Below are 26985 nucleotides of genomic sequence, written 5' to 3' on the forward strand. Positions count from 1 at the left end.
GCATCGGCTTTTTTACGTCTGGCGAAATCATACCCAATTAGCTAACTGAAGATTAATGTTCGCGTGTTGCGCGGAACTCAACTTCTGGTGAACGCTCTTGAGCCAAGTTCAGGTTAACCATAGTAGGCGCGATGTAAGTTAAGTTGTCACCGCCATCTAACGCTAGGTTACTTTGGTTCTTGCGCTTGAATTCTTCAAACTTCTTAACGTCTGAACACTCAACCCAACGAGCCGTTGCTACGTTCACGCCTTCGTAAATCGCTTCAACGTTATATTCAGATTTCAGACGAGCAACAACCACATCAAACTGAAGCACACCAACAGCACCAACGATCAAATCGTTGTTCTGCAATGGACGGAATACCTGAACAGCACCTTCCTCTGAAAGCTGAACCAGACCTTTAAGCAGCTGTTTCTGTTTAAGTGGATCTCTCAAACGAATACGACGGAACAGCTCAGGAGCAAAGTTTGGAATACCTGAGAACTTCAGTTTTTCACCTTGAGTGAAGGTATCACCAATTTGGATCGTTCCATGGTTGTGAAGACCGATAATATCGCCCGCATAAGCTTCTTCTGCACGAGAGCGGTCACCCGCCATAAACGTCACAGCGTCAGAAATGCTCACCTGCTTACCGATGCGTACGTGGTTCATCTTCATACCTTGCTTATAGGTACCCGATACGATACGCATAAACGCGATACGGTCACGGTGTTTAGGATCCATGTTCGCTTGGATCTTAAATACGAAACCAGTGAAGGAATCTTCCGAAGCTTCCACAATGCGCTCGTTTGATTGGCGCGGTTGTGGTGCTGGAGCCCACTCCGTCAGACCATCAAGCATATGGTCAACACCAAAGTTACCTAATGCAGTACCGAAGAAAACAGGGGTTAGTTCACCTTTAAGGAACAACTCAGAATCAAACGCATGAGAAGCGCCTAGCACAAGTTCAAGTTCTTCACGCAGTTGCATTGCCAGATCTTCACCAATTGCAACATCCAACTCAGAATTGTCGAGGCCTTTGATGATGCGCTCTTCTTGAATGGTGTGACCGTGACCTGTTGAGTACAGAATCGTTTCATCACGATGAATATGATAAACACCCTTGAACTCTTTACCACAGCCGATCGGCCAGCTCACTGGAGCACAAGCAATGTTGAGTTCATTCTCAACTTCATCTAACAGTTCCATTGGGTCACGAATATCGCGGTCCAATTTGTTCATAAATGTGATGATTGGAGTATCACGCAGACGAGTAACTTCCATCAGCTTACGCGTACGGTCTTCGACACCTTTTGCTGCATCAATAACCATCAAACATGAGTCAACGGCAGTCAATGTACGATAAGTATCTTCCGAGAAGTCTTCGTGTCCTGGGGTATCCAGTAAGTTCACCAACGCATCACGGTAAGGGAACTGCATTACAGAAGTTGTTACCGAGATACCACGTTCTTTTTCCATCTCCATCCAGTCTGATTTAGCATGCTGAGATGAGCCACGGCCTTTTACAGAGCCTGCGGTTTGGATTGCACGTCCGAATAACAACACCTTTTCAGTGATGGTTGTTTTACCAGCATCTGGGTGAGAGATGATAGCAAAGGTCCTTCGCTTATTGATTTCATTGAGAAAATCTTGGTTTGCCATGTATAAATTCTTTTAGTTTGTACACGGATTTGTACACACTTTTGGAAGTACTCTCTTTTCAGTTCTTCGCTTGTCAAATCCGTCGTGTTAATCGTAATTGGCCGCTATTTTCGCTGATCTTGACTTTATAAACAATCAATGGTTATCTAATCGGTTACCATTTACTCTCAGCGTGCGCCAATGCTCAGTTGTAGCTGTTTACAATCGTTGCTTCTTCAGCTCATGAACAACTGTGGCTAAACCACAAATTCCTTCGCTACCAAAAATCGATGATAGCTTGTCGTACTACACCAATGATGGTGCAGTTGCCGTTGATCGGTATTGCAGGGTATTGGGGGTTCAAAGGTTTTAGGTACTTCTGTTCACCATCAATGACCAACTGCTTAAAGGTTGCTTCTTTCGAATCATCCAAACGCGCAACAACCAGCGATCCTGAAGAGTAAGGTAACTCAGGATCAACAACGATCACTGCTCCCTCAGGTATGGATTTTTTTCCACTTGGATTTTCCATACTATCGCCTTTTACGCGAAGCGCGAAACAACCCTCATGTGCTTTCCCAATGACTTCACGCCACTCCTCAGCATCTTCATGGGCAAATCCCTCCGCTATTTCAGTCCAATCACCGGCCTGAACCCAGTTAATGAGAGGAATTCTTCCCTTAATGTCAGGCCCAACTTCTACATTACCGACCCCCAAGCCAATCTCGCCATCACCTGTGGCGAGCCAATGAGCATTCACGCGAAGCGCCTCCGCGATCTGCATGGTGTAACGAGACCTAGCCGATTTACCAGAGCAAATCTGGCTGATCGACTGCTGTTTGATACCAATGCGACGAGCCAACTCAGACTGAGTCACCCCAGTAAGCTGCAAGGCATGGTTTAGTCGTTCGGATAAAGTTTTCATAAGCCCGTATTCTACAAATAAAACTGTAGCCTTTCAACAATTTTAACTGTTGACTAATCTACAGTTTAAACTGTAACATTCAATCTTGTAACAGTTATTATTGTAACAGGAGACGGTATGGAAGTGTTCAACACGACACAAAAACATCTCCGCCGTGCCATTGACTTGGTCGGCGGGCAATCAGCATTAGCACGAGCCATCAACTCAAAACAGCAAAACGTCTGGTTTTGGTTGAATAAATCAGGGCGTGTTCCCGCTGAATTCGTTTTACCCATCGAACAAGCTACGCAAGGACAGGTAACCCGATCCCAGTTAAGACCGGACATCTATCCCGAATGCCCAAGCGAGCTGAAAGCCAGTAACCAGTAGGATTAAGGGCAAATAATGGTCAGCATTTTACGTAAACACAAAAGCGAGTTCCTCCATGCGTGATTATGGCAAGGTCTATACCCGCTTTTGGCTAAAGCAAAACGTTTTGTCCTGGAGTGACTCAGCGAAGTTGCTAGGACTGTATTTGCTTACATGCCCACATTGTAATTTGCTTGGCTGCTTTCGATTGCCGATTGGTTACGTTGCTTCTGACTTGAACTGGAATGAGCAACAGGTTGCCAAGGCTCTAAATGAGTTAGAACAAGATCAGTTCCTCATTCGTTGCGAGGAATCCGGTTGGACTTTGATTCGGAGCTTTCTGAAGCACAATCCAATCGAAAACCCAAACCAAGGTAAGGCAGCCTTTCGGTTACTTAAAGATGTACCTTCCGACTTCGTTGGTATGGCATCGCTTTTGAAGTCACTTGCCGCTTTCCAAGCTCGGCTTCCAGAAGAATTTTCATCATTGTTTATGCCTGATGGCAACCCGGTAAGGGACTCTCAACGGTCGGATGACTCTGAGAGAAGCAATAAATCAACAGTTAAAACTGTTACCTACATACAGTTTGAAGACTTCTGGGATGTACAAATACGCAAAGAAAAGAAAGCGAAAGCTAAAGAAGAATGGCTACGCATGGGCCTCAATGAAGACCATGAACTCGCCTTGGAAGTGCTAACACGCTGGAAAGAGCAACGTGACAACCGATTGCAGTATCAAGATCGGACTAAGACCCCTATGCCACATAACTGGCTTTTAAACCGGCAATGGGAAGACGAGTACGTTCGCATTGATGAAGTACAGCAATCATCGACGAGCCTAAAGGGCAGCAATCATCAATTGAATATTGAAGAAAGCAATCGTCGCATCGCTGAAAGCTGGGCCGGACCAGGTATTCGGGAGGTTCGTTCAAGTGCAGGAGGTTGATAAACGCGAGTTTGCTGAAGTTTGGGGAGCAGCTTGGGCCATGTATAGCAAAAGCGTATCACCGCAATTGCTATCCATCGCATTTGAAGCCCTTCGTGCTTATAGCATTGAAGAAGTGCGAATCGGTCTGACTCGGCATATTCAATCACCGGATACTGGGCAATTTTTTCCAAAGCCCGCTGACGTCAGCAAGCATATCGATGGCAACTCGGGTTCAAGAGCCATGATTGCTTGGAACAAAGTTGACAAGGCTGTTCGTCAGGTTGGCGCTTGGACATCCGTGATGTTTGACGATGCACTTATCCACCGCGTGATTTCAGACATGGGGGGATGGGTTGAACTCTGCAAAGTTGATGACAGGGAATACCCCTTTAAGCAAAAAGAGTTTTTAACACGCTACCAGGCTTACTTGCTGCGGGACGAAGTGGGTGAATACCCAAGGCTATTACAGGGTATTGCAGACCATCAGAACCAGCAAAAAGGATTTGATATGCAAGCGCCTGTTGCCGTGGGTGACTGGTCAAAAGCGGCACAAGTTTACACGAGAGGCATCGCCAATTTTAGCGCAGTGCCTTTGAAAAGAATAAGCCCGAAAGCCATTCAGGCGCTTCTCGGAAATCAATTAGAGGACAAAAATGAAAACGATTAAAGCAAAAACCATTGCCCTAGTGATAGCCATGTCCGCAAGCACTTCAGTCTATGCGTTTCCGGGCTATCAGTGGGAAAAAGCAGCACAAAGTGTTGGTATTGATCCAGTCATGCTCTACGCCGTTGCCTTGGCTGAGTCGGCCTCACATCGAGGTCTTAACATGACCAGTCCATGGCCATACGCAATTCGCAATGGTTCAAACGCAACCTACGCCAAATCTAAGACAGAAGCGGAGCAACTGTTAAACCAGGCACTTCAAGAGAGTGAAAAATACCAGCTCGATATTGGCCTTATGCAAATCAATTTGCATTGGCATGGGCATCGAGTGAGCTCAGCAGCCGAACTGCTAGACCCCATCACCAACCTTACTGTCGGCTCCAGTATTTTGGCCGAAGCAATCAAGTCTTCACCAAACGATTTAGAGCTTGGCATAGGCCGCTATCACAGTTGGAACGAAGAGCGTGCACGCTGGTATGGACAAAGAGTGCTTTCTATCTATCGCAATATTTTACATGAACTGGAGGTCCGTCAATGACAACCAATCACCAAGACTTCTATCAACTAAATTTGGCATACCTACACGCAGCACGGGAATTGGCGCGCATTGATCCGCAAGAGGCAGTCTTGCGCTTTGGACTTACACGCGATGTGGTTGATGCGCTGATTAATGCTGGAGTTGACGACCTGCAACGAGTGGCGACCTCATCATTCATGCTGTTTCAACCAAGGGGTAACCAAAGCCAACTGATTGAGATGGTGAAGAGCAAAGGCACAGGTATCCCAAGAATCGCTTATTTATTATCAACCCTAAACAACAAGGGGGATGCATGATTGATAACCTGTCCAAAAGTGAGTTGTTTACCCGAGCCTCGCTGCTTATTAAATACGGATTTCGAACCACCATTATCGCGCTCGATACAGGTTTGCCAATCCACATTATCAGAAGACTCCACAAAGAAGTGACTGGCAAGTCACCTTGTCCTGGTCAATTGCCAGAATCTGATGCCATCGTTAAAAGCAGAAGAGCCTTAGTTGAAGGCTCCCTGCTGATGGCGCTTTATGTCAATATTGGTGGAGACAATGTCTACAAGCAATTAAATATTGATGCTTTGATGAAGGCTTACGATGCGTACTTGGTTGCAAGAGAAGAAGCAGATCTTCCAGCTGAGATCCCCTGGAAAAAACTGACCATCAATGAAGGTTGGGTTCTAGCTCGTGATTTAAGATCACAGCTTGCATCCTTACATCGGTGTCGATGCGGCAGTCTGTATTTGACGGTATCTCAACAGCGCATTCAGCTTAAATGTCCTGTGTGCGAGATTATGGCCGAGCAAACCACTAGAGCACTTTTTGAGAACTAACATGCTGATACATGATTTGATTGTGCACCGCCCGTGCACTTTGAGAGTACTAAGATGACAAACTTACTTAAATCTTTACCAGCACGCTGCTGGGTTATATCACTGGAGCTTTTTCTGGCGACTTTGGCTGTGGCTCATTTTTTTCCATCAGAAATATTAACGGCATCTGCCAAGTTAGCGGCTTTGCCATTTCTGATTTGCACCATCGTTTTTTTCAGCTACTTGGGGTTCAAAGCAACTGCTAGTCCTATCGGCCTTATAACTGTCAGCTTAGTGTTTGTAGCAATCGCATATTGGCAAGCGAGTTGGACAATTTTCTGTGTCGGCTTAGCTTTCTTAGGCTTAAGCGGTCTAATCCGTTTGTTTCAAAGGCAACTGAAAGATACCGGTCGAGAACTAAGCCTGAGCGAAAAAAAATATTGGTACTGGGTAAACGAATTTGCAGATGGTCGCTCATCTATTCTCCCCAAAAAACCAAAAAAGTAGCCAGCCTATCACGCTGGTTACTTTCTATTTCTAGTTCCTTCCTGATGCCTGGTTATAGGCCCTAATATCAATCAAGTTGTTCTGAGCATAATCTCCCGCAAGGGATGCATTTGAGATCACCGCTATCTGCTTATCCACAAATGCTTTATCTTCTTCAGACACACTGTCAGGGATGTAAGCGCCACTCTCATCCTTTTGACGATACTCATTTAGCATTTGCTCCCTTAGGCCAAGCATTTCAGGCGACCAACTCGATGAGTCTTCAGAGTTGAATACGCGCCCCGCCAAACCTTCATTGAAAGCTTGAGCGAACACTTGACTTTGAATCGGGGTCAATCCCATTCTCTGCCCTTCGCTGTATGCTTCCTTTTTAAAATCATCAGCATACTGCTCTAGGAACTCACCATATCGATTGTTAACTGCCGCACCGAATGCCCCCGCCAACATGGCTTCAGACTTAGTGCCCCAGTTTACTTCGGAAGCATACTGCGAACTCGATCCACTGTATGCATCATTAAACGCCGTCAATGGGTTTTCCAAAGAGGTTCCTGCATCAACGGCGGCTTTTAAGCCATCCCAGGTTGATTTGCTGGCCACCGTAGCGTTGTGCAAGAAACCTCGTGAGCCAGGATCTTCAAGCGCTTGTTCTTTGTAACTCTCATAGTCTTCGCCAAAGTGATTCAAGGTATGCAGTGCTGCATCAGTATGCTTGCCACTGAAATCACCAATAGCACTGGCGCTGTTGAAGAACATTTCAGCACCAGAAACTCCGCTATCATCAGCCATAATGCGTGATCGCCACTGAGATCCAGCTTCACTGTTTAGTCCAGATTGATAGGTACTTGTGTCAGTAGCTACGGCCTGCTGAGCTTGCTGCTGATGCGCATTCAACTGTCCATCTATACCAGACAGATTGGTTTGGTAAGCCGATTGAGCTGCGTTGAACTGAGTTTGAACTGTTGCTGCATCTTCGTAGCCGCCCAATACACCCGATTCAACTTGGCTTTGAGTACCACCAAAAGTAGGTGCAGTTGATGACAAGCCTTCATTTGAGCGCGGCTGAATTGATCGTAAATCGGCTCCGGTAGCCATGGCCATAACAGTCATTGCTGCTTGATAATCATTGTCCCGTTCAGCGGGCGTTGAAGAATTGCTATAGGTTAAAGACTCCATAGCTGCGGCCACATACGCCTGATTATCATCAGGTAACAAGCGCTGATACATTGGAAGGTTTTCACGTAATCGGTTACCGGCTTCAACATGCTGGTTCATATAGCGACCTAAATAATCCATGACTTCAGGATTATCCGCCGCTAATCGGGTTAACGTCGCACCATCAGTATTTCTTTGTCCTGATAGACTGTAGCTGGCCTGATCAAGCTCACTAAAGCGGTTTGATGCCGTGACAACGTCTTGTGCTGAACTCTGAAGAGACTGATAGTCTTGGTTAGACAAGGACATCTCAACGCCAGAACGTCTTGAATCTGAAAGGTCCTTAACCATTGCATCGCGATACTCAGCACGTCGTGAATCACTTGATGCCAAGCTTTGCATCTCCCCAGTGAGCGTATTTGCGGTCGTAGATCGAGAACTGCCTTCTGATGACTCAACTTGGTCACTAAAGTTACCACCTAAATCCAAGCCTGCTCGTAACCGTGATATTTTTGGTACACGAGATGCGTCTGGCTTATCGACTCCTGGCAAGTTGCCCTGTGGGGAGTCATTCCCCCTGCACCAAGTAATCTTCCCAAGAACCCTTTATCTGCTACTTCTTTATCATCGGTATTTGTAATGGTTCCATCGCCACCGACCCTTAAGCCTCCCGATAACACGCCAGATACCAAGCCACGTACAGCATCTTTTTTATCGTCTCCAAAACCATACCGAGTTTGCAGGTCATCAGTAACCTGATTAACAACGGCGCTAGATGCGGAGTTAGATGAGCCGATCTGACGTCCAACCGAAGACAGGTTGTCGTAACTTAGCTTTTCACCAAAAGTTCGACTCATAGTATTCCCAACCTGACGACTAAAGGCTTGGGTTGCCTGAGTCATGGATTCTTTTGCAGAGCCGACCATTGAACCCACTGCGTTTCCTACAGAGAAACTGCTTAGTAGGTTTGGCGCTCCGGTCATAGCAGAACCCGTAAGGGCTGAATTCTGGAACATTGACTGTGATTGCATTACCGGGGCATTTTTCGCGACATCTGGACTTGCCATCTTTTCATCAATGGCATCACCGTTTTGAAGACGTCCAGCCAAGTGGGTTGCAGTTATTGCTGAGCCATACACGAGCATGAGCGAAATTGCCGGAACACTCGACGCCAACATGCCGCCAGTAGCTATCCAGGTTTGCAGCACTGAATCCATCTGCATCATCCCAGCAAAAGATGGCACTTCTGTACCTGCAAAGGCATCAAGAGCCGACATTTTCCCTGCAACGGTTAAATGAATATACAGGTTAATGATAGCCATGACAGGCATCCAAAGTTGAATCCAAAGCAGGATTAACAAGTACTTCCCAGCCATTCGCATCCCGATTTGGCCAAGGGCTATCACAAAGGCCATCAAAGGGGTGATGGCGTAAATGAAACCCTCAAAAAACGTCATCATCGGACGAACGATACTTTGGAAAAGAGTCTGCTCCGCCGCCCATTGTGTATTGCGCTGTTCAATCGCTTGATTAACCATAACGGCGGCGGTGAAAGCTTGATCATCCATATACTTGCCCGTCACGCTTTGCTCATAAATAGGCAAAAGCACTGACGCGGTCATGTACTCTTGGGTGTTAACCGAAGCCAAACCAAGGTTATTCAGTGCATTTCGGATCACGTCATCAGTGTCAGTGGCCGACGAAGTCCCCAATGAGGCTGACAGAACCTGTTTAAGCCTCGGAATGAAGGTTGATTCTGTCATGAGTTTCAGTTGGCTATAGGCATCGGTGCAGTCCAGATCGCTACTGCTACCACTGAGCATGATGCGCGTGCCATAAATGCGCGAATCAAACCTAATCGCAGTCATCGGGTTAGGCTCACTCAGCACCTGATCGAGGTTCTTTTGGCCAATGTCGATACCAATCAAGGTGCACTCTTTAATGTAGTTAAACCACGATTGCTCGATATCCGAGCCGCCGACACGATTTGCATCACCCAACCCAGAGCGATCCATCACCTGTTTTCTCACTTTAATCAGTGACTGTAAACTGGATGCAAAGCCGTATTCCGTCATGGCGGGAGTTGAGAACGCCGTTTCAAACAATCGCGTGATTTGAAAGCCAACAGTTGAAATCGTACTACCTGCGGCAGCAACACCGATGGGCACATTATCAACCACTCGAACTTGCCCCGTGTACGCATCCTCAATGCTCACTCGGGTACTGGGTCCAAACATGGTTGCAAAGACTAGCCATGAGACTAAAACGTGCTGAAAGTTAATCCCACGACCACCTTGCATTAAGGCCTGAACAGAGACCATCAATACCCCAATGAGCAAGCCAATCCGAACCATTGAAGTAAAGTCGCCTGTACCAGTGATCATCGCGACAGCGTTCAAGACCTGCTCTAAAAATGCCGAATCCCCGATGGAATAGATCTCCCACATTATCTATTCCCCCAGCGCCGTAGATTTAACGGTGTAATAACGCTGTTTGCGAATGGTCTGAATCACCTGGTTAAAATGCGCCAGCAATTCTTGCTCTGAGCCGTATCTTCGCTGCAACGCAGCGTATTCCTCATTGATTTGGCGACGTGCACGTTCAAGGTCTTCAGTTAACAACTTCGCATAGGCATGATCTTCTACACCAGAGGTGCTTCTCGCTGCATTGAGCATGTCTTCAACCAATGCTCGGGCCATCTCAACAGCAATAAATGGTGCCGCTCTTGAAGCAAACGACCTAGCAGCCCCTTCATTTAATGCAGAAAGAGTTCGAATCATGCCGCCAATGCTTGCAGGAGCCGAGGTCATAAAAGCCTTTTCGGTGGTGCTAGCTGCCCCTGTATTTCGAGCAAACTTAAAAATAACGCCGTTACTAGAACCTGTACCAAGAAGTAAATTTTCTACCTGTGTTGATAATCCGGTAAGGGTCACGTTAGTGATTGTTGGATTCAAACAACCGTCTTGCGTCACTGTGTCACATCGGTACATAGCGACGTTGCCGCCATGAATTAGATGCTCAATAGTCACTTTATTGCCATTCAGCCTGGTCAGTTTTGGGGCTTTACCTTGGCCATCAGCGGCATTAGCTAGATCACCAACAATGATCGAACCAGTCACCGACATAACTGCTTCAAGAAAACGGTCATCCCCCGATGCAAACCAGCTTGATGCCGAATGACGTTTCAATGCTCGCCAAACCAAATTACCTTTAATCGTTCGGTTTACATCAGATGCCGCGACACTCGAAGCGTTCTCGTATGGGTTCTTACCATTGGATTCACTCCAACTGGTAAAAACGTCTCCAGCCCCTTTAAGTGAGCTCAACATGCTGGCCTCTGTTTGCCCCTTCTTACCAAAGGCGGCCAGGGTATCGTTCACGACTCCCTGAGACATTTGACAGGAATTGCCAAAATATTCGTTCAACTGCTGGATTTTCTTTTGCAGTGTCTCCATGTGCTGGGAGCATTTCTCACACATAGCACTGAGCGCCAATTGGAATGCATATCCTTTGGCGTTTGCAGCAACAGAGCGAAGTAATTGAACAAACTGATCCGCGTTAACAAATGACAAACTTCCCGCGAACATATCAATGCCGCCACAACCAGCTTGGAATGACGGAGGCACCATAGAGACGAGGTTCTCGTTCATGATTCTGTTACGGACAACAACACTTCCTCCAGATATAACGCCACGCCGCTGACTCTCGAATACGCCAGGCGCTGTGGTGTTGGTCATTGAGCCAAACAACTGGTTCATCTCCTGTTGCAAGCTTGCTTGGCTCATAGACGAAAAACCAATCGCACAGGCGACTAGCGATACTTGGAATGCTTTTTTCATCGTTATAACCCTCCTTGTGCACGCAGATAGCGAACAAGGAACTCAGGGTCCTGTAATATTTTCTCGTTAAGCTCTTGCGCTGACATCGCAAGTGACACGCCGGGTTGAACAGGTCTGGTGGCATAGTAAGTTTGATCGTCAATCCAACCGGCTTGATGGGCTGCGAGAATGATTCGATTATTGAGCTCATCAAGGCTCATTGCGCCTTGGCCAATCGGAGTGATGACATTAGGCGGATCAACTAAGAACACGGCAGGGACAGTCGTAACGGACAACGATTGTGCTTGTCCTGAATCGACTTTGTAATTGGGAAACTCTCCACCCGGTAAAGGCATGCCATCGACAGCAATAGCAAACACCTCGAAACCGTAGTTCAAAGCCATGGATTCGATGATAGGCGCTTGAGCGTGGCAGTAAGGGCAATCCGAACGATAGAAGAAGAACAAGCCAGCCCGTTTTGCTACTTCACCTAAAGCTACATCGCGTTGAGCGCCAGCTTCTCGATCCATCCGATTGGCAGCATAGGTCGCCAAGGGTCTGCGACTGATTTCATCCAAAACAGGATCGCCCATGACCACCTGCTGACTAACATCAGCAAACTGTGAACCCTTATCCATCATGACGCGCTGAAGATACAGATAAGCCCTGACGTTCTCATTCGTCGGCTCATCAATTGCCTTGTCCATGAACGATTGCATATGCTCTCGGAACCATGCGGCACTGAAGGGCTTTAGTTCGCTCTGACTGGACTCCACGACACCAGTTTCCGGCTCTATCAGCTCATCAGGCTGCTCAGGTTCAGGAATAACCTGATACCAAAACCAGCCTTCCTGACCACGCTGATAGAATGGTCCATCACTGGCATGGGCGGGCAAGATGAATAGCAAGAAAATAATGATTGGGATGGTCACCCATAGGATGAACCAAGGGAACAAGGGGGTTCTCATTGTCAGCTCCAGAAAATTTCATAGAGCTAACATGCTAAAGATCCCCGTTAGAGCGATAGGCCAGATAGATGAAGGAATTGTGAGTGTTTCTGACTAGCTGTTGTGACCTGATACAAACAGCTAACGTCTGATGAGCCATAGATAAAATTGATCTTATAACTTTCAGCTTTGAGCGAATTGCAGACACTCAGAGAACTACCTGATAACTTAAATATAAGTCGGGTATCGACCCTAAAGCAGATTAAAAAGTCATAAGTGTCTTGCTCTATAAATTTGATAATCAACCACTTAACTCGAATAAAGGGGCAACCGTAGGCTTTTTAGTCACCATATTCACCAAGCCACCCGGCGCAGACTGGCCGTAAAGAATACTTGATGGGCCTTTAATCACTTCAACCCGGGACAGGGTTTCTATGGGTTGCTGATAGTGAGACCAATGTTGGTGACCATCACGCAAATAACCGGTAGAGGAGCTTAACTCAAAACCCCGGGAGCTAAACACTTCCCGATTGCGCTGGGTAGAGCCTGGCGACAAGCTGGCATCGTTATTTAGCACTTCACCTAATGTGGTGGCCAGTTGTTCAGCCATAATAATTTCTGGAATTACGGTAACCGATTGGGCGGTTTCAAGCAGCGGTATGTTAGAGCGCATCGCACCTGAGGCATCCTGTACCTGATAGTCATCAAAAGAAGCACCATTGATGGTGATAACCTCCATCGCGTTAGCATTTGTGTTTGCTTCGCTTTCATTTGCTGCACTTGATAACGCCACCAAGCCCAAACTCACACCAACAAAAATCCGATTTAACTGCATGAAAGTTCCCAAATTGTATTCGCAATTAAGATAAGAGGCGCTGATATTAACACAAATGCAAATAGCATCAATTCTTGTTTAAGGGAATTTTCACGACTACTTCACAATGATGGGCGTGATTGTTGATTACTATACCGAATCAACTTGAAGATGCTGGCTTGAGAACCTGAAAATTATCATTAATTCGAGATGTCAAAGAGCCTGCGATCTCTGGAAGAGTCACTGCAAAAAATTGGTCTATTGCCGCCTTGAAGTCCCGTTTTCTTTTGAAGTAAACGTTGTTCCTCGACTTCTCATTCATTACTTTCCATAGCCGCTCGATTGGGTTGAGGTTTGGACTGTAAGGTGGAAGATAATGCAGTTCAATATTCAGGACAAACGCCGCATCTTTGACTAAGTCACTGCGGTGATATCCCGCACCATCCAAGATGATATGAAGCTTATGAGCTAAGGGATAACTCTTTCTTAACTCACAGAAAAAGCGAACAATCGATTCACTGTTAATGCTTTCATAGTTGTGAACAATGGTAGCTCCAATATCCGACAAGTTCAGTGCGCCAATTAATGTTCAATCGGCTACGATTACCCGTTGTTTCAATCACTTTATCCTGACCAGTTCGTATCCAGCCATGAGATATTTTTGTTGATAGTGTTGGGTGAACTGCGTCGATAAAGACTATCGATTCATCCTTGCCACAGCTTGCCTTTAACGCTTCATAAGCCTCTATAAATGCTTGCTGTTGTGCTTCATCAAACTTGTGTGGTACGCCTTTCGGTTGCTTGTAGCTAAAACCATTGTGGTGAAGCCATTTATTCATACCAGAAACCGTGTAATCCAGTCCAAATGTCTCTTTAACGTAAGTGACAATTTGATGCGTATGAGAATAGGTTTTCTCAGTCAAATGCTCGATTAGGTGCATGGTTTGAGTAGCAGAAAGCTTGCTTTGGCTTCCGCCATTTTCAGGCTTAAGTTTTTCAGAAAGAACGTAGTCGCTGAGATGACGAGCAACGGTCGATTCATGAATACGAAGAGCTTGTGAAATCATAGTCTGACTCCAGCCTTCAGAAGCCAGCAAAACAGCCTTAATACGGTCGCAAACTCGACTATCACGTTCAATGTCGTGCATTTGTTCGAGTTGCAGTTTCTGTTGAGGAGTCAGTGTAATTTTCATGGTTCGTAGCATGATCCTGATTCTATCGAAAATCAAGCATCTTCAATGATCACGGGTATAAAAGGAGAGATAAGCGAGGGTAACGTATTGAAATAACGAATGAACAACGATTACCCGCTTTTGAATTTGTAACCCACACTGTAAACCGCGGCGATTGGGCTAGCATCCGCATCAATGGCGCTAATTTTTTTGCGTATATTTTTAATATGAGTATCGATATTACGATCGGATATGTTGTCCGTGCAGGTATACACACTATTGATAATATCTTCGCGACTAAACACCCGCCCCACATGACTAATAAACAACCAGAATATTTTAAACTCTACCGCAGTAAACTTTAGATTTTCGCCGTGAAGATACGCATCGTAGTTATCTTTGCTCAAGCGAAACCCCTCGTACTTAATGGTGTTGGCGATGGTGGGGCTTGTTCTTCTAAGTACCGTTTTTATGCGCGCAACGACCTCTTTGGGGCTAAAAGGTTTACATATGTAATCATCTGCGCCAAGTTCCAAACCCAGCAGGCGATCTTCTTCTTCTCGTTTAGCAGTAAGCATAATAATAGGTACACTCGAGAAAAGGCGCAGACGTTTGCATATGTCGATACCACTAACATCTGGCAGCATTAAATCAAGCACAACAAGATCAATATCATGTTGCTTGATATAATCCACCACGCCCTGGCCACTGGTAAAGTGAACAGTAACGTAACCTTGCTGCTCACAATACGCCACAAGAACTTCAGCGATGTTTTCTTCATCTTCAACAATGAGTATTTTTTGTGCTGTCATTTTCTAGCCTAGTAATGAAAAGGTAACCTTTACCTCTAGCCCACCTTGCGGTGAATTATCGAGGGTTATTGTTCCACCATGGGCATCGACAATCTGTTTACATAGGGCAAGCCCTAAGCCCGAACCACCGTGCTCTCTGCTGCGAGATTTTTCTACCCGATAAAAGCGTTCAAATAACTTTTCTTGATCCTGGGGTAAAACGCCAGGTGCCGAGTCTTGTAATATAAGGCAGATCGTACCATTTATTTTTTTGCCGGTTATGATGACTTGCCCGCCAGAATGGGTGTATCGACAGCTGTTTTCCAACAGGTTTGAAAATAACTGTTTAAGCCGATTTTTATCACCTTTTACCATCCATTCTTCCCCATTGTTTAAACTCTCACAGATTAGGGTTAAGCCTTGCTCGGCGAAACGGGCGGCATAACTGTCAACCAATGCCTCTAATAAGCTTGTTAAATTAACCGGTGCAAAGTCATAGGAAAGGTTGGCCATATCGTTATGTGCCAACTGAGCCAAATCATCAACAATGAGATTAAGGTTTTCAACTTGATTAACCAGCAAGGCAATACGTTTCTCGTCGGCTTCAAATACGCCGTCTTGTATGGCCAGTAAATGTGAGCGAAGCACCGTCAAGGGCGTTCTTAATTCGTGGGAAGTATCTGACACCCACTGTTGACGCATTTGCTGATTTTGTTCCAGCGTTTGAGCCAACTCGTTAAAATTATTAGATAAGGTCCCTAACTCGTCTTGGCTAGCCGGTATTATTCGGCTGCTAAAGTTACCTTTGGTTAACGCATCGGTACCGCCTACGATCTGCTTAATAGGTTTGATTAAATGGCGAGACAACACAATTGCCATAACAAAAGCCAAAACCACAACCCATAGAGTGATCACGAAGTAATTATTAAACTGAGCGGTTAAAAATGCTTTTGCAGGGCTTGCCTGGATAAACCGAGAAGGCACAAGACCTATCCAGCCGATAACGCTATCATTTAGCAAAATTGGCTCTATATGGGGGTTTTCATCTAACTTAGCTCTGCCCACGATCACCTGTTTATCTTTGTTATACAAGCTTATTCGCTGCCCCGTTTTAAGCGAATCTACAGGCCCAGACACACTCGTTTTTTTTGCGGCTCGACGATAGCCCGCCACAATTGCATGTTTTCTGCTATTGACTGCCAACTGCCCAACTCCCGATAAAATTCAGTGAGTTGATACTTAATACTGGCAACGTGATTTTTTTCCTGTTGTTCCACAAAGTCGTTAAACCCGGTGGAGAAGCTCATATATAAAAAACCAAACATCACGCCAACAAGAGCAATGTTGGTAACAAAAAAAGCTAAAAAGAATTTATGGATTAGTTTCACAGGTTTAAGACGCTTAGCGAAGATAGCGTGATATCCGTATTGCAATGTTGCATATTGATTATGTACCTACAATTCATAAAACCCAAAAGCGCATCCCCTTTTCGATACGCTTTTAGTGGTTAATCGTATGACAAGGTTAAAATGTAACTTTGGCTGTGTCACCAGGGCTAAGCAATTGATACTGGGGCTTCACAAAATTTGCATGTACTGTGCCCAAGGTTTTAGGGAACGATAAAGCAAGTTCATCGACGCGACTAAACCGGTGTTTTGCTTGGAATACAATTTCCAAATCGTGAACATCATTGCCCCCAAGATGAGTAACGTCCACTCGTTGAAAGGGAATAGCCTGGTTATTAATACGCAATACCATTTTTTTCTTAAGTGCTTTTTTCATATAATTTTTTAGCTCAACAGCGCTTAAATTTTCTGGCATTACCTCATCAATATCGCCCATAAGCCACGCTTGCTCACTTTGAAGCGCCAAGATCAAATGCGTGGTATTGGTATACACCTTTACCTCTACTTGACCATCTCGCAAGGTAACCTGTGCCGTGGTTGCTTTTAATTCATGGGCTGCAAGGTAAGGGCTTACGCTGACAATTATTGCGACAAAAAGCAGCCAGGTTATTTTAGTGATTACATTCATACAATGTGCCTTAATGCTTTGCCAAACATATCCATTATTCTATTTGGGCTGCACGATAGTGGCTTTACAAATGAGGGTGTTATCGGTTTCCAGATCCTCACCCCAGATAAACTTCGCGCTTTCGTCCCAAACAATATCGTCATAGCCATCCTTTGGCCCCACAGATGCGGAGTCGTGCTCAATCGCATTGGGCCAGCCACTGTAATCAAAGTCGCTTTTCAACCATCCCTCCGGCGCCTCTTTCGCCATAAAGGTGCAATACCCTTCTCCGGCCACAGGATTTGCTTCCCCTTCACATAATTTATTCAGTGGCGCTTTGTGCAACACCTCACATTTAAAGGCTTTATCACTTACCCCAACCACTCGTTGGGTGTCGGTATCGGTTATCTGCATGATAAAACCCCCATCGCCCATTTGCTGATTTCTGGCGCCAATGTATTCAAGGCCCGTATCATTTTGCTTAAAGTCTTTAATGATCAAATTAAGCTCAATAGGATAATTGGCAGAAAACGTAATACTTTCAGCATTAAAGGAACGCTCAGTGGTAATGGGAACGGAATCCTCAATAAGTAATTGTTCGCCAATGTAGGCGCTAAACCAGTTGTCTGCCCATGCCTCAAGTTTAAAGTGGTGTTCACCGGTAATTTCAGGGTTGGCATTTTGTTTTGTCGTCGTTGCAGTGTGTTTATTAGGTAATGACCCTCTACAAAATGTGCCCGTTTCTACCTTACCGCCATTACTAATGGTTTTTTGCGTAAACTCGTAGCAGTCTTTTCCCTCTCGGGCGGGACGATACGTAGTGAAATACTCCTCCCCCTTGTACGAATAACGCATGGTACGACTTCCATCTTCAGCAATGGTATGGGTAAGGTTTTCAACACTGCCTCGGGGTGGGCGCAGGTCGGCGCGAATTCCCTGGGTATCGCCATTTAGCGGTGCCACTCTGGGTAGTCGGCTTGTGTCCACTTCGCCCACTAAACACTGAATAATGTAGGGCGGTGTAGTCGAGGTTTGGTATCGATACCCAAACGTGGGATCTGACTGTCCGTTACACACGTCAAGCTCCCCTTTGGCAATTGGGCTTCCGTCTGGATTATTATTGCCATACAACGGATAGCCGTCGTAACCCCACCCAATAATGGCATCACTCCCCTGGTTTTCCATTGCATCAATCATACAAGTGGGTGCCGCATGATAGTGATAGTCATCCCCCCGTCCTGCATGGCCTCCGCATATATCCAGTTGCCCCAACACCACAGTGTCGTGCTGCTCATCGTAGTTGTTAACGTCTAACTTTCCCTGAGAAGAATAGTCGTATATGGGCACACCATTTACCGCCACACCCACAGCAGCATCAATGGTGGTTACCGATTGAGCCTTTTTGGGGTGCAGCTTAATAGGAGCCACATAATCTTTCGCTGGCACAGGTATTTGCTCGTTGGTCGAGGTGATGCCAGTCATCATTTCGTGTTCAGGGTACGTTGAAGAGGCTACGTATGCGTAATTTTCATCGCAAGTCACCGATACGCTTTCCCCAAAGCCAGCCTGGCTAATAGATTGCTTGATTTGAGTACATCGTGGTGAATCTACATTTGCCGTTAGGTAAGCAGAATTCAGGGATGTTTGATCATTAGGCTCGGGTTTTCTATTTGGCTTGGGCCTATCACCACCGCGACCACGTCGCTCGTAGGTCACCGACATACTGGCAGAGCCAAGGGTTATATCTTTTATGGCATTAAGCAGTGTGGCACGGTCCACTGTGGCATTGGGGTTAACAATGACAGGCGCCGACAAAGCATACAAGGTATAGGTATAGCGTTTCACCCCCGGCCCTTTAGAACAAGGTGGCGCGTACTGATTTACATTATTTACGCTGTTCGAACCGACATCACCGAGGGTTTCCCCTGCGTCGATATGGGTTTTGCTAGCTGGAATATTGTAGAGCGTCCAATACCAATGCATGCCCTCTGGTGCTTCATGATCCATAATTAGCGCATAATATTGCGTATCTGTGGGAGCGCCATGCCAATTTAACGGTGGGCTAATACCTTTGCCATCACAGGTGTAAACCATTGGTAATTTACCGTCATCCCCCACTGCCGGACTATCTAGCGTAAATCCCTGCTCATTTACTTGGGAACTCTGACTATCGCAAGCAGTTAATATGAGACAGCAAAGGGCACTCAACCAAACCGCATTCATTGTTTTCATCATGTAAAACTCCAAAGCTAGAAAAACCTTAACCCATTCGCGCCATTCACTATAGCGGACAAATGTAGAGCAATTATGTAGTTATACACCTTGTTTGCGTATGTTGCGTTTTACCAAAGGGAAGAGTGTAGTGGTCAAATAATTTTGGCCACCTGATTAGAGGATAAAATCTGGCTTCATGCAGAAAACGAATGTCTGCAACTAAGGCAAAGTAGAGATTCATGTTGTCCTAAATTGTTTTTGAAAGCGGCAAAATAATTCAATTTTGCCGCGTTTATTTCCCGCCAATGTACCTAATTGCTGAAGCCAAACTCACTAAACACTTGCCTGCAAGATTGAAGCGCCAAACGCTCGTAACGTATCTTCCTCAATTCTTCACGAATATAGCTTTCCCTCTGGGGCGATAACTCCAATAAGATTTGCAGGCCGTTTTCTCTGCCAGCCAGCATGGCTTCTTGGTCAATGAACTGCTCTAGCTTTTGAGTGATGATGGCATTCGGTTCAGGCGTTAATGGTGGGCTTTCTGGAACAGATTGTTGAAGCTGTTCCTGTTGGGAATTTTCTGTAGGGATTGAAAATAGCAACGGAGTGGCACCTGGTTGCCGCGTGACAACGATCTTGCCCTCATCAGCCAGACTCAAACTCACCCTATGAAAAACCTGTTTTAAATTTTTGCGATTGTACTCCTGTAACCCAGCGTGATCCGCGAATAGCTCCATCAATTGAGTGCCGGTCTTGGGGTGGCCATCTGCCAGTGTCGCTTGGATAAAATTCACAACTTCCTTTTTTTCGGTTTGTTTCATTGTTATCGCCTCAGATATCTAAGTTTTCTGACGCCTCAAGAGCATCCTGAACGTCAATTCCCAAGTAACGGACCGTACTTTCAATTTTTTTGTGGCCAAGCAACAGCTGAATAGCACGGATATTTTTATCGCGCTTGTAGAGGATTGATACCTTGGTTCTGCGCATGGAATGCGTGCCATAGAGACTTGAATCTAGCCCGATCGACTCGACCCATTTATGGACAATTCGATCATAAGCACGGGTCGTCATGTGAGGAATACTGTGTTTTCGGGATGGAAATAGAAAGTCATCGAACTTCAACGTTTTCAATTCGACCCAAGCTTTGACGGTTTTACGTGTCTGAGGTGTGATCTCGAATTGGACTGGTGTTCCAGTCTTTTGCTGCACGATACTTGTTCTGGCCAAGACCTCCCCTGATCGCATCACATCAGAAACTTTGAGCGATACTAAGTCACAGCCGCGTAACTTGGAATCTATCGCTAAATTTAGTAACGCCAATTCACGAGTGTTCTTTACAATTTCGAGCCTAGTTCGAATAGCCCAGATCTCCTGCTGCTTCAATGGAGCCTTCTGACCGATGATCCGGCCCTTATTCCATGCAACACGTTTTTCCATGATGACCTCCCGATTTTTTGAGAAACCATAGGGTGAAGTCACTTGGTATAGATGCAAAGCTCTCTAAAATAAAGCTCAAAAAACACACAAAATGAGGAAAGCTTTTTCAGTGAATTCCGCTCTGCATTCGAAAGCAGACGTTCGATGTAAGAAACTGAAATGTCAGGAATTGGCACATAAGAAATATTCAGAAATTTCGAATACTACATTAGCTCACTCACTCTACTGCAAAAACCGTAACCAACGTTTTCATTGAGTCCTCAGGAATCATAACAAAGTACATTTTGCTCCCCACATGCTGCCAGAACTCGGCCTCTTGGGCATATTTTTTTGCTTTTTGGATAGCGACGTTTTCTGGCAACTGAGTTTTAGTTAGCCCCGAACATAGCAGCTTTGAGCACAAAGCCTTCCAAGGATGCTTAGGTACACCGTCTGAAAGCCGTTCCACAAACCGTTCCAGTGCATGACGAGTCACAATTACCTGTCCAATGTTCGGAACATTTATTACCTCATCGATTTCTCTCACGGTAGCATTATCGACGCAGTATTCTTCGAAGGAATGAGAGAGCCATTCTTCCCGTTTTTCTACCGATATCTGTGCTTCCTGGTAACGAGTGAGCAAGAACCTAGTCAGGCTGTAAAGTGAATGCTGAGTTGAGCGTTGTTTCTGTAACTTTTTGATGGCTCCTTTACTGACCCGGATTTGAAGCCCATTACCGCTTCGGTTACTCCCCATCACCTCTTTCACTGACAGTAGGTGATGAATAGCATAAAGCTCAGCTGCAATTGGCTTTTGCTGCTCAGGTAGCTTGTCGTATTGCTCACCTAAATTGACCTTTAGCTCACCACCTCTTCGAAGGCCGGTCTTCCAGTAAACCGTAAACTCACCATCAATCTGCTTTGTTAACAGGGTTAATACCATCATGTTTGTTCTCCTGTTGATTATCTATTTTTCATTCTCCATGTTTTTTCAAATATGCAAGGCGCAAAAAATGGGGCCGAAGCCCCTTGGATCAGATATGAACTTTAGGAAAGCCCATGGCACCGTAAACATTCAGCACATCATTCCAATCCCAACTTTTCACGCCAAGTGACGTTGGTATCGGAGGGATTAGGACTTGTGTCAGAATGCCTTTCTGCCAAGCTTTTTTCTTAAGTTCATTCGCTGCATTCAGGCCGGTCTCAGAGAGATCGTGATCTGCCCAGATGTACAGCATTTTCACATTACTTGGTGGTTCAAACCTAGCCAGTAGCGTTGCATTCACAACCGACCAACATGTCTGTCCCGTAGCTCTGGTAACCGCTAAAGCTGTTTCGATGCCTTCAGAAACACCTAATACCTCACCAGGTTCACCTATCGGAATGGCACCACCAGTGATTGTTCTGTCACTTGGTATGGGCATCATCTTTTTTGGCTTTTCAACCGGCGCTTTGAATCCATCTTCACTTAGGTAGATCCGATGAAACGTGGCCGAACGCCCTTGCTGAGTAACGATTTTACCTAGCAGCGCTGGGTAGCTATCGATAAACAGACCATCTTCATCATGGTAAGGCAAGTTTGGATGAAACCTCAGCACCGAATCCCATTCAGGACGAAGCCGCGTAACAATGCCACGACGATGCAAGTAGTTCCAAACAGGTTGCGCACGAGTATCTGCAAGGGATAACGTTTCTCCCCAGGTTTGATTCAAGCGATGGATAATCGCTTTGTCCTCGTCCTGCTTTTTAGTCTTCCAGTCAACAGCGTTACTCGGTATTACCCGAGTTGGTACTTGTCCGGGTTGAATACCTAGAACTTGACCGATTGCTTCAATAGACTGAGCAAAGTTCCATCCATTAATCCAAGACAACAGTTCAAAGCCATCATGAAAGATACCGCAGGTATTACAAACGCCACCACCGGTATATTCAGCATCTTTGAACAGCCTAAAGCCATCACGACCGCCATGAACAGGACAAGCCACATGACGGCCTTTTCGAGCAATAGCGGCATCAAGTTCTGGCACCAATGTCGCCAAGATTTGAAGCCATTGGCCATTGAGATATGGCCTTACTGTTTCAATTTGTAAAGGTAACGCCATATAACCTCCTTAAGTAAAAAGCCGACTCCTACCACTGGTGGTAAAAGTCAGCTTGGGTCCTGCATTGAGCCGTTTGGTTAATGCAGGAACGTTAATCAAGCTGGATACCATGTCGTCTTAATAGCCACATGATGGAATCACGAAGCACATCAGGATCGACAACCGCAGCCATCGCGCAAACACGAAAGCAAAATGGCGCTAATTCGTCATTTTGAATCCACGACAACACATCCTTGCGCAACCGAGTACTGACACGACCGTCCAGCAACACACGGATCGCATCCAAAAGAATGCCTTCGCGTAACTGCCAGATTTCCGTGTCAGACCAAGTGACTGGGGCATCATCAAACTCAAATAGAAATTCGAGCTGTGATGATGTGTGCTGATGGGACTGCTTTTGTGATGTAGGAGAATGGGCAATACGCCCATTCATTACAGATAACCGCGTTCGGCAAGCGAAACGCAGCCCTCGGATGCGACCACTACATGGTCAAGCGTTCGAATATCAACAAGTGACAAGGCGTCACGGAGTCGATGAGTAATGCGTTTATCAGCTTCACTTGGCTCAGGATCACCCGATGGATGGTTATGAACCAGTATCACTGCTGCCGCATTGAATTCTAGCGCTCGTTTTGTTACTTCCCTTGGATACATGCTCGCAGAATCTAAAGTGCCTTTGAATAGCTCTTCAAATCGAATAACGCGATGCTTTGTATCAAGAAACAGTACGCCAAAGACTTCGTGCTCATACTCGTGCATCAGTGTTTGCAGGTATGAGAACGCCGACGATGGCTGTTCAATTTTGCGACCTTTACTCAATCGACCACGGGCAAGCTTGAGCGCCATATCTAAGATATCCGCTTCAGTCACTTGCTCAGGAACGATGTAAGTACCGGCTTCTTCGCCAGCTAAGAACTTTCTGTTTTTCATAGGAGTCTCCCCAAAAAAAGCGGAGACGAACCCATGCCCTGAAGGGGACGGAATCGTCCCCGCAGGGTGGTAAAATTGATGTGGTTACTGAATTAACAGTTGTTGTGTTACTTCGAATAACTCACGCTTCAGATCTTTGACGTCGTTAATCACGATGCTTTGAGGAAAGAATTTCTCAACACTGCGTGTTTGAATCCCTATTCCCAGCAGCTCAAAGCCACTTCGTCTGCACCGGTCAACAATGTCATGCGTGGCAGCCCAATCATCTGGGTCACCATCCGTTAGCACTATCATTAGCTTTCGCTTCTGTTTTTGCGCTAACAAACTGTTTGCCGCAAACCACATCGCTTGTGCCATAGGCGTACAACCTCGTGGTTTTTGGTCAAAACAGGCGGCCCGATGTCGAACCGATTGCTTGGGCAATAACGCGATAGAAACTTCCTGATGAATACCAGGAAAATAACTGACCGCAGGTACAACACCCGGTATACCTTCCAGTGCCATGACCAAAGCCAAAGCAGCTTCATTGGCAACATGAAAGTACTTGCGATTACCTTCGCCAATGGGCTTACCCATTGAGCCCGATATATCGACAAGCAAGTGCACAGCAGCATTAGGCGCAATGCGGGGCTGCCTTTGAATAAACAATCTCGACTCACCTGCTTGTGAAGCGGCAAGACGATGTGTTGCAACTCGAAGACCGTGCCGTTTGGCATGATTCCGATTGTCCTGACTAGACTGAACCATGCCCCTAAGTCGGGCTCGAATTTGAGCCGACTCAGACGCCGATAAGGTCAAGATGGCCTCATCACCCAACATAGCTTGCTCTGCTTGGGGCAAACTGAGTGGAGTGACGCCCTGATGTCCTTCAGCTTGCTCCGACAACACTTCTGCCACTTGGGCAAAGGTATCGGGTTCAAACTGAGCGGCACTGGCCTCTAAGGCTTGTCGCAAATTGTCAGCTTGATCAGAGTTATCTGAATCCCCCGTTTCAGCAGCATCCCCCATTGCAGACGAGTCTGTTTCTGGGGTTTGACTATCACTACTGTTATTGCTGTCATTACTCGCATCTTGTCCAATGTCATTACCGCTATCAGCATCAGACTCATCCTGTGGTGTACGAGATTCTTCTTCCAACATGGCAACGATGGCATCGACCAGTTTTAGCACTTCACCTGTAGATGCCAGGCTAGGTACTGCTGTCAGCATGGCGCTTAACCGGCTCATCGCTGCGGCTGGAAAGAGTTGTCTCACTCTTTCATCAACAGCTTGATACAAAGGAGTCAGCGCTTTCTGACCCAGAAAGTGGCATCTCAAGCGAAACAACAACCATGCTTGCAAGTTAGATGCAGGCTCAAGCTCTTCAGGTACACTCATTTGCTGTGTGTCCACCATGTACTCAATCACTTGCGAAATACTGCGCCGGGTTCCGGGGTAATCCTTTGCCAATTCGTTTTCAATGCGAACGTCCTCAATGATATTGAGAAGTGCCTTACGGATCGGCTTGGACGACGCCTTCTGCACCATGTCAAAATTGGTATGCCGAATATGCGCCGCTTCATGAGCCAGATAACCCCAAGCTATCTGTTGATAGTGTGGGTCGTCTGGGTTTGCTGTTGGGATCACAATCCGCTCACCATCGGTAAACGCATCTTGTCCTTGAATAAGCACCTTCACACCAAACTTTTCGCCATAAGCGGCGGCAACGATTGGCAGTGCGTTTTTTAATGGATGATTCATGGGAGTCTCCTAATCATTAGGGGGAATACTCCCTCAGCGGGAGCGTTTCCCCGCTGGGAATGTAAGTGTTTAAACCTGTGCTTTTAGCTTATCCAGGTCGTATTTTTGACCTAACCAAGCCACCAATTGAGCTGGACTCTCGTGCTGCTCAAATGACGTTTTAAGCTGGTCTAAACTCAGGATGTCATCCAATGTCAGACCGTACTGGTCTTGTAACTGAGTAGACACCTCGTGTTGATATTGCAGCCAGGCCCGCTCAAAAGCGGTTTGCTGCAATGCCATGTTTGGAACAAACACCATGGCCGTTACCCAAACACCTTGCCCGTCCGCATCTGCGATCAGTACAGGGTTCTTGGGGATCACGACACTATGTGTTGAGTACGATCGTTGTACTAACGTTCGACAACACGCCACTTCTGGTATCGATTCACTTTCAACCGCATCAGTCACACCACGAAAATGCGGTTCAAACTGGTTCAGTTGGCTGGGGTTATGGATGGTTGATTGCATAATTTCCTCTTACATAGCTCAGAGGACATGCGCCCTTCAGGGCAACATGCCCTCAAGGACGTTAGAAATAAAATGAGTTTGGTACAGTCGAACCAAGGTTTGGTCTGCCGGTTGGTTGTGGTATTGCACGTAAGTTATCTGCCTGAGCAGATACCGGCTGTGCGGGTTTAGGTTCAGGTTTGGGCATCAGTTGTCTGATATCCAATTGACCTTCACCGTGCATTCTCATCTTGTCTGGATCAGACAAAATTAAAATGGTCGCCATCAGTTCGTGATAGAGATTGTCTGTCACAGGGCCGGTCTTCGGCAGACGAACAAATAAATTGTCCATCGCTTCAACCATCGGCTGAACTCGATGATCCAGGAATGACAAACCATCCAACTTGTCTCTTAACCGCTTCAGAGGATTAAGGGCTCGCTGACTGATTTGATTCTTACCTGCAACGGAACGCTCAAACAGTTCATTGGCATCACGAGCCACCTCCCTAAAGAGGGTGTGTCCCATGCCATTGACCTTGTCATCTAAGCCACCAGCTTGTTCAGCCGGTTGCATTCGATAGATGGCATAATCGAACTGAAGCCGTTGTTCCACGTCTTCGATGGGTGACAGCGCACGCCGGATTGCATCTGCAAATTCCGGGTGTTTTGCAACCCAGTCAAACGTCACCTGATCATAGTTGTCCAAGAACAACTGCTTGCACTGCGCAAACTCCTGACCGATCCGGTCAAGCTCTGGAACAATCTGATCAATTCGGTCTTCAGGGACGGCATAGCCACCTAAAAACCGCACACCGACTTGCTCACACAAGCGCTGCGCTTCTTTCTTAAGCCTTTCAAAGTTCGCCAATGCCTCTGGGTCGCAAATTTTTTTACTCCCTAAGCTGGCAACATCCTTCGGTGGAAGTTGGCTGCCATTGGCTAATCTGAAATCTTCAGGCCTTAGTTTTTTTCTACCGCTCCAGATGGAACAGTCGATGTGACAAATCAAAAGTTTGTCGAGGGTTTGAATACTCATAGTGCATCCTCATGC

At 46.1% G+C, this 26985-nt stretch carries 25 protein-coding genes and 3 pseudogenes; 7 read left to right on the forward strand and 21 right to left on the reverse strand.

Features of this window, described 5'->3' with window-relative positions; translation table 11 throughout:
* Positions 1-52: 52 nt before the first annotated feature.
* Complete coding sequence (gene prfC / locus P4S58_RS11750) at positions 53-1642, reverse strand: peptide chain release factor 3 (RefSeq protein WP_337164055.1); 1590 nt, start codon at positions 1640-1642, stop codon at positions 53-55.
* Positions 1643-1898: 256 nt separating this feature from the next.
* Positions 1899-2546 (reverse strand): LexA family protein, encoded by a 648-nt coding sequence (locus P4S58_RS11755; RefSeq protein ID WP_209052572.1) that lies wholly within the window; start codon positions 2544-2546, stop codon positions 1899-1901.
* 117 nt (positions 2547-2663) lie between these two features.
* Here P4S58_RS11755 and P4S58_RS11760 point away from each other — a divergent pair, with 117 nt between their 5' ends.
* From P4S58_RS11760 to eexR, 7 genes are read left to right on the forward strand one after another with little or no spacing between them, the layout of a single operon-like run.
* The gene (locus tag P4S58_RS11760) at positions 2664-2915 is read left to right on the forward strand and encodes a helix-turn-helix domain-containing protein (RefSeq protein WP_000451746.1); all 252 of its coding nucleotides are present in this window, start codon (positions 2664-2666) and stop codon (positions 2913-2915) included.
* A gap of 55 nt (positions 2916-2970) precedes the next feature.
* Complete coding sequence (locus P4S58_RS11765) at positions 2971-3840, forward strand: hypothetical protein (RefSeq protein WP_337164057.1); 870 nt, start codon at positions 2971-2973, stop codon at positions 3838-3840.
* On the forward strand, positions 3827-4489 hold the full coding sequence (locus P4S58_RS11770) for a DUF6475 domain-containing protein (protein WP_337164058.1): 663 nt from the start codon (positions 3827-3829) through the stop codon (positions 4487-4489). The genes P4S58_RS11765 and P4S58_RS11770 overlap by 14 nt, the downstream gene beginning before the upstream one ends.
* On the forward strand, positions 4476-5024 hold the full coding sequence (locus tag P4S58_RS11775; protein ID WP_025610846.1) for a lytic transglycosylase domain-containing protein: 549 nt from the start codon (positions 4476-4478) through the stop codon (positions 5022-5024). Before P4S58_RS11770 ends, P4S58_RS11775 begins: the two co-directional genes overlap by 14 nt.
* On the forward strand, positions 5021-5320 hold the full coding sequence (locus P4S58_RS11780) for a flagellar transcriptional regulator FlhD (RefSeq protein WP_337164059.1): 300 nt from the start codon (positions 5021-5023) through the stop codon (positions 5318-5320). The genes P4S58_RS11775 and P4S58_RS11780 overlap by 4 nt, the downstream gene beginning before the upstream one ends.
* On the forward strand, positions 5317-5850 hold the full coding sequence (locus tag P4S58_RS11785) for a FlhC family transcriptional regulator (RefSeq protein ID WP_000566753.1): 534 nt from the start codon (positions 5317-5319) through the stop codon (positions 5848-5850). The genes P4S58_RS11780 and P4S58_RS11785 overlap by 4 nt, the downstream gene beginning before the upstream one ends.
* 54 nt (positions 5851-5904) lie before the next feature.
* Entirely contained in the window at positions 5905-6336 is a 432-nt protein-coding gene (eexR, locus tag P4S58_RS11790) for an entry exclusion protein EexR (RefSeq protein ID WP_337164060.1), read from the forward strand.
* 30 nt (positions 6337-6366) lie between these two features.
* Here eexR and P4S58_RS11795 read toward each other — a convergent pair.
* The 19 genes and pseudogenes from P4S58_RS11795 to P4S58_RS11885 all read right to left on the reverse strand — a co-directional run bounded on the left by P4S58_RS11795 (position 6367) and on the right by P4S58_RS11885 (position 26970).
* A pseudogene (locus tag P4S58_RS11795) lies at positions 6367-9935 on the reverse strand (conjugal transfer protein TraG N-terminal domain-containing protein).
* Between the two features lie 3 nt (positions 9936-9938).
* A complete protein-coding gene (locus P4S58_RS11800; protein WP_337164061.1) occupies positions 9939-11327 on the reverse strand; it encodes a conjugal transfer protein TraH in 1389 nt (462 codons plus the stop codon).
* A 2-nt stretch (positions 11328-11329) separates the two neighbouring features.
* Entirely contained in the window at positions 11330-12274 is a 945-nt protein-coding gene (locus tag P4S58_RS11805) for a thioredoxin family protein (protein ID WP_067206255.1), read from the reverse strand.
* A 310-nt stretch (positions 12275-12584) separates the two neighbouring features.
* A pseudogene (locus tag P4S58_RS11810) lies at positions 12585-12908 on the reverse strand (TonB-dependent receptor plug domain-containing protein); the annotation flags it as partial.
* Between the two features lie 319 nt (positions 12909-13227).
* Positions 13228-14260, reverse strand: a pseudogene (locus tag P4S58_RS11815) (IS630 family transposase).
* A 110-nt stretch (positions 14261-14370) separates the two neighbouring features.
* A complete protein-coding gene (locus tag P4S58_RS11820; RefSeq protein ID WP_305977302.1) occupies positions 14371-15051 on the reverse strand; it encodes a response regulator in 681 nt (226 codons plus the stop codon).
* A gap of 3 nt (positions 15052-15054) precedes the next feature.
* Positions 15055-16122, reverse strand: coding sequence for an ATP-binding protein (locus tag P4S58_RS11825; RefSeq protein ID WP_337164065.1), 1068 nt, complete (start codon positions 16120-16122; stop codon positions 15055-15057).
* Between the two features lie 29 nt (positions 16123-16151).
* Entirely contained in the window at positions 16152-16418 is a 267-nt protein-coding gene (locus tag P4S58_RS11830) for a hypothetical protein (RefSeq protein ID WP_337164066.1), read from the reverse strand.
* Positions 16419-16554: 136 nt separating this feature from the next.
* Positions 16555-17064: a hypothetical protein gene (locus P4S58_RS11835; RefSeq protein WP_337164067.1), complete on the reverse strand. Its 510-nt coding sequence runs from the start codon at positions 17062-17064 to the stop codon at positions 16555-16557.
* A 39-nt stretch (positions 17065-17103) separates the two neighbouring features.
* Positions 17104-19278, reverse strand: a complete 2175-nt coding sequence (locus P4S58_RS11840) for a YHYH protein (RefSeq protein ID WP_337164068.1) — start codon at positions 19276-19278, stop codon at positions 17104-17106.
* Positions 19279-19568: 290 nt separating this feature from the next.
* Positions 19569-20078: a hypothetical protein gene (locus P4S58_RS11845; RefSeq protein ID WP_305977298.1), complete on the reverse strand. Its 510-nt coding sequence runs from the start codon at positions 20076-20078 to the stop codon at positions 19569-19571.
* A gap of 10 nt (positions 20079-20088) precedes the next feature.
* Positions 20089-20694, reverse strand: coding sequence for a tyrosine-type recombinase/integrase (locus P4S58_RS11850; RefSeq protein ID WP_263148831.1), 606 nt, complete (start codon positions 20692-20694; stop codon positions 20089-20091).
* A 217-nt stretch (positions 20695-20911) separates the two neighbouring features.
* A complete protein-coding gene (locus tag P4S58_RS11855) occupies positions 20912-21619 on the reverse strand; it encodes a hypothetical protein (protein WP_337164070.1) in 708 nt (235 codons plus the stop codon).
* An 88-nt stretch (positions 21620-21707) separates the two neighbouring features.
* Positions 21708-22775, reverse strand: a complete 1068-nt coding sequence (locus tag P4S58_RS11860; RefSeq protein ID WP_337164071.1) for a DUF7146 domain-containing protein — start codon at positions 22773-22775, stop codon at positions 21708-21710.
* A 91-nt stretch (positions 22776-22866) separates the two neighbouring features.
* Positions 22867-23208 carry a hypothetical protein gene (locus tag P4S58_RS11865; RefSeq protein WP_032482365.1) on the reverse strand — a complete coding sequence of 114 codons (342 nt, stop codon included), beginning with the start codon at positions 23206-23208 and terminating at the stop codon, positions 22867-22869.
* The gene (gene radC / locus P4S58_RS11870) at positions 23208-23705 is read right to left on the reverse strand and encodes a RadC family protein (protein WP_337164075.1); all 498 of its coding nucleotides are present in this window, start codon (positions 23703-23705) and stop codon (positions 23208-23210) included. Before radC ends, P4S58_RS11865 begins: the two co-directional genes overlap by 1 nt.
* 84 nt (positions 23706-23789) lie before the next feature.
* Positions 23790-25445 carry a VWA domain-containing protein gene (locus P4S58_RS11875; protein ID WP_337164076.1) on the reverse strand — a complete coding sequence of 552 codons (1656 nt, stop codon included), beginning with the start codon at positions 25443-25445 and terminating at the stop codon, positions 23790-23792.
* A 69-nt stretch (positions 25446-25514) separates the two neighbouring features.
* Positions 25515-25955: a hypothetical protein gene (locus P4S58_RS11880; RefSeq protein WP_022609751.1), complete on the reverse strand. Its 441-nt coding sequence runs from the start codon at positions 25953-25955 to the stop codon at positions 25515-25517.
* A gap of 61 nt (positions 25956-26016) precedes the next feature.
* Complete coding sequence (locus P4S58_RS11885) at positions 26017-26970, reverse strand: DUF3150 domain-containing protein (RefSeq protein WP_337164080.1); 954 nt, start codon at positions 26968-26970, stop codon at positions 26017-26019.
* Between the last annotated feature and the right edge of the window lie 15 nt (positions 26971-26985).

Source organism: Vibrio sp. Hal054 (genome assembly GCF_037162405.1).
GTDB classification, from domain to species: domain Bacteria; phylum Pseudomonadota; class Gammaproteobacteria; order Enterobacterales; family Vibrionaceae; genus Vibrio; species Vibrio diazotrophicus.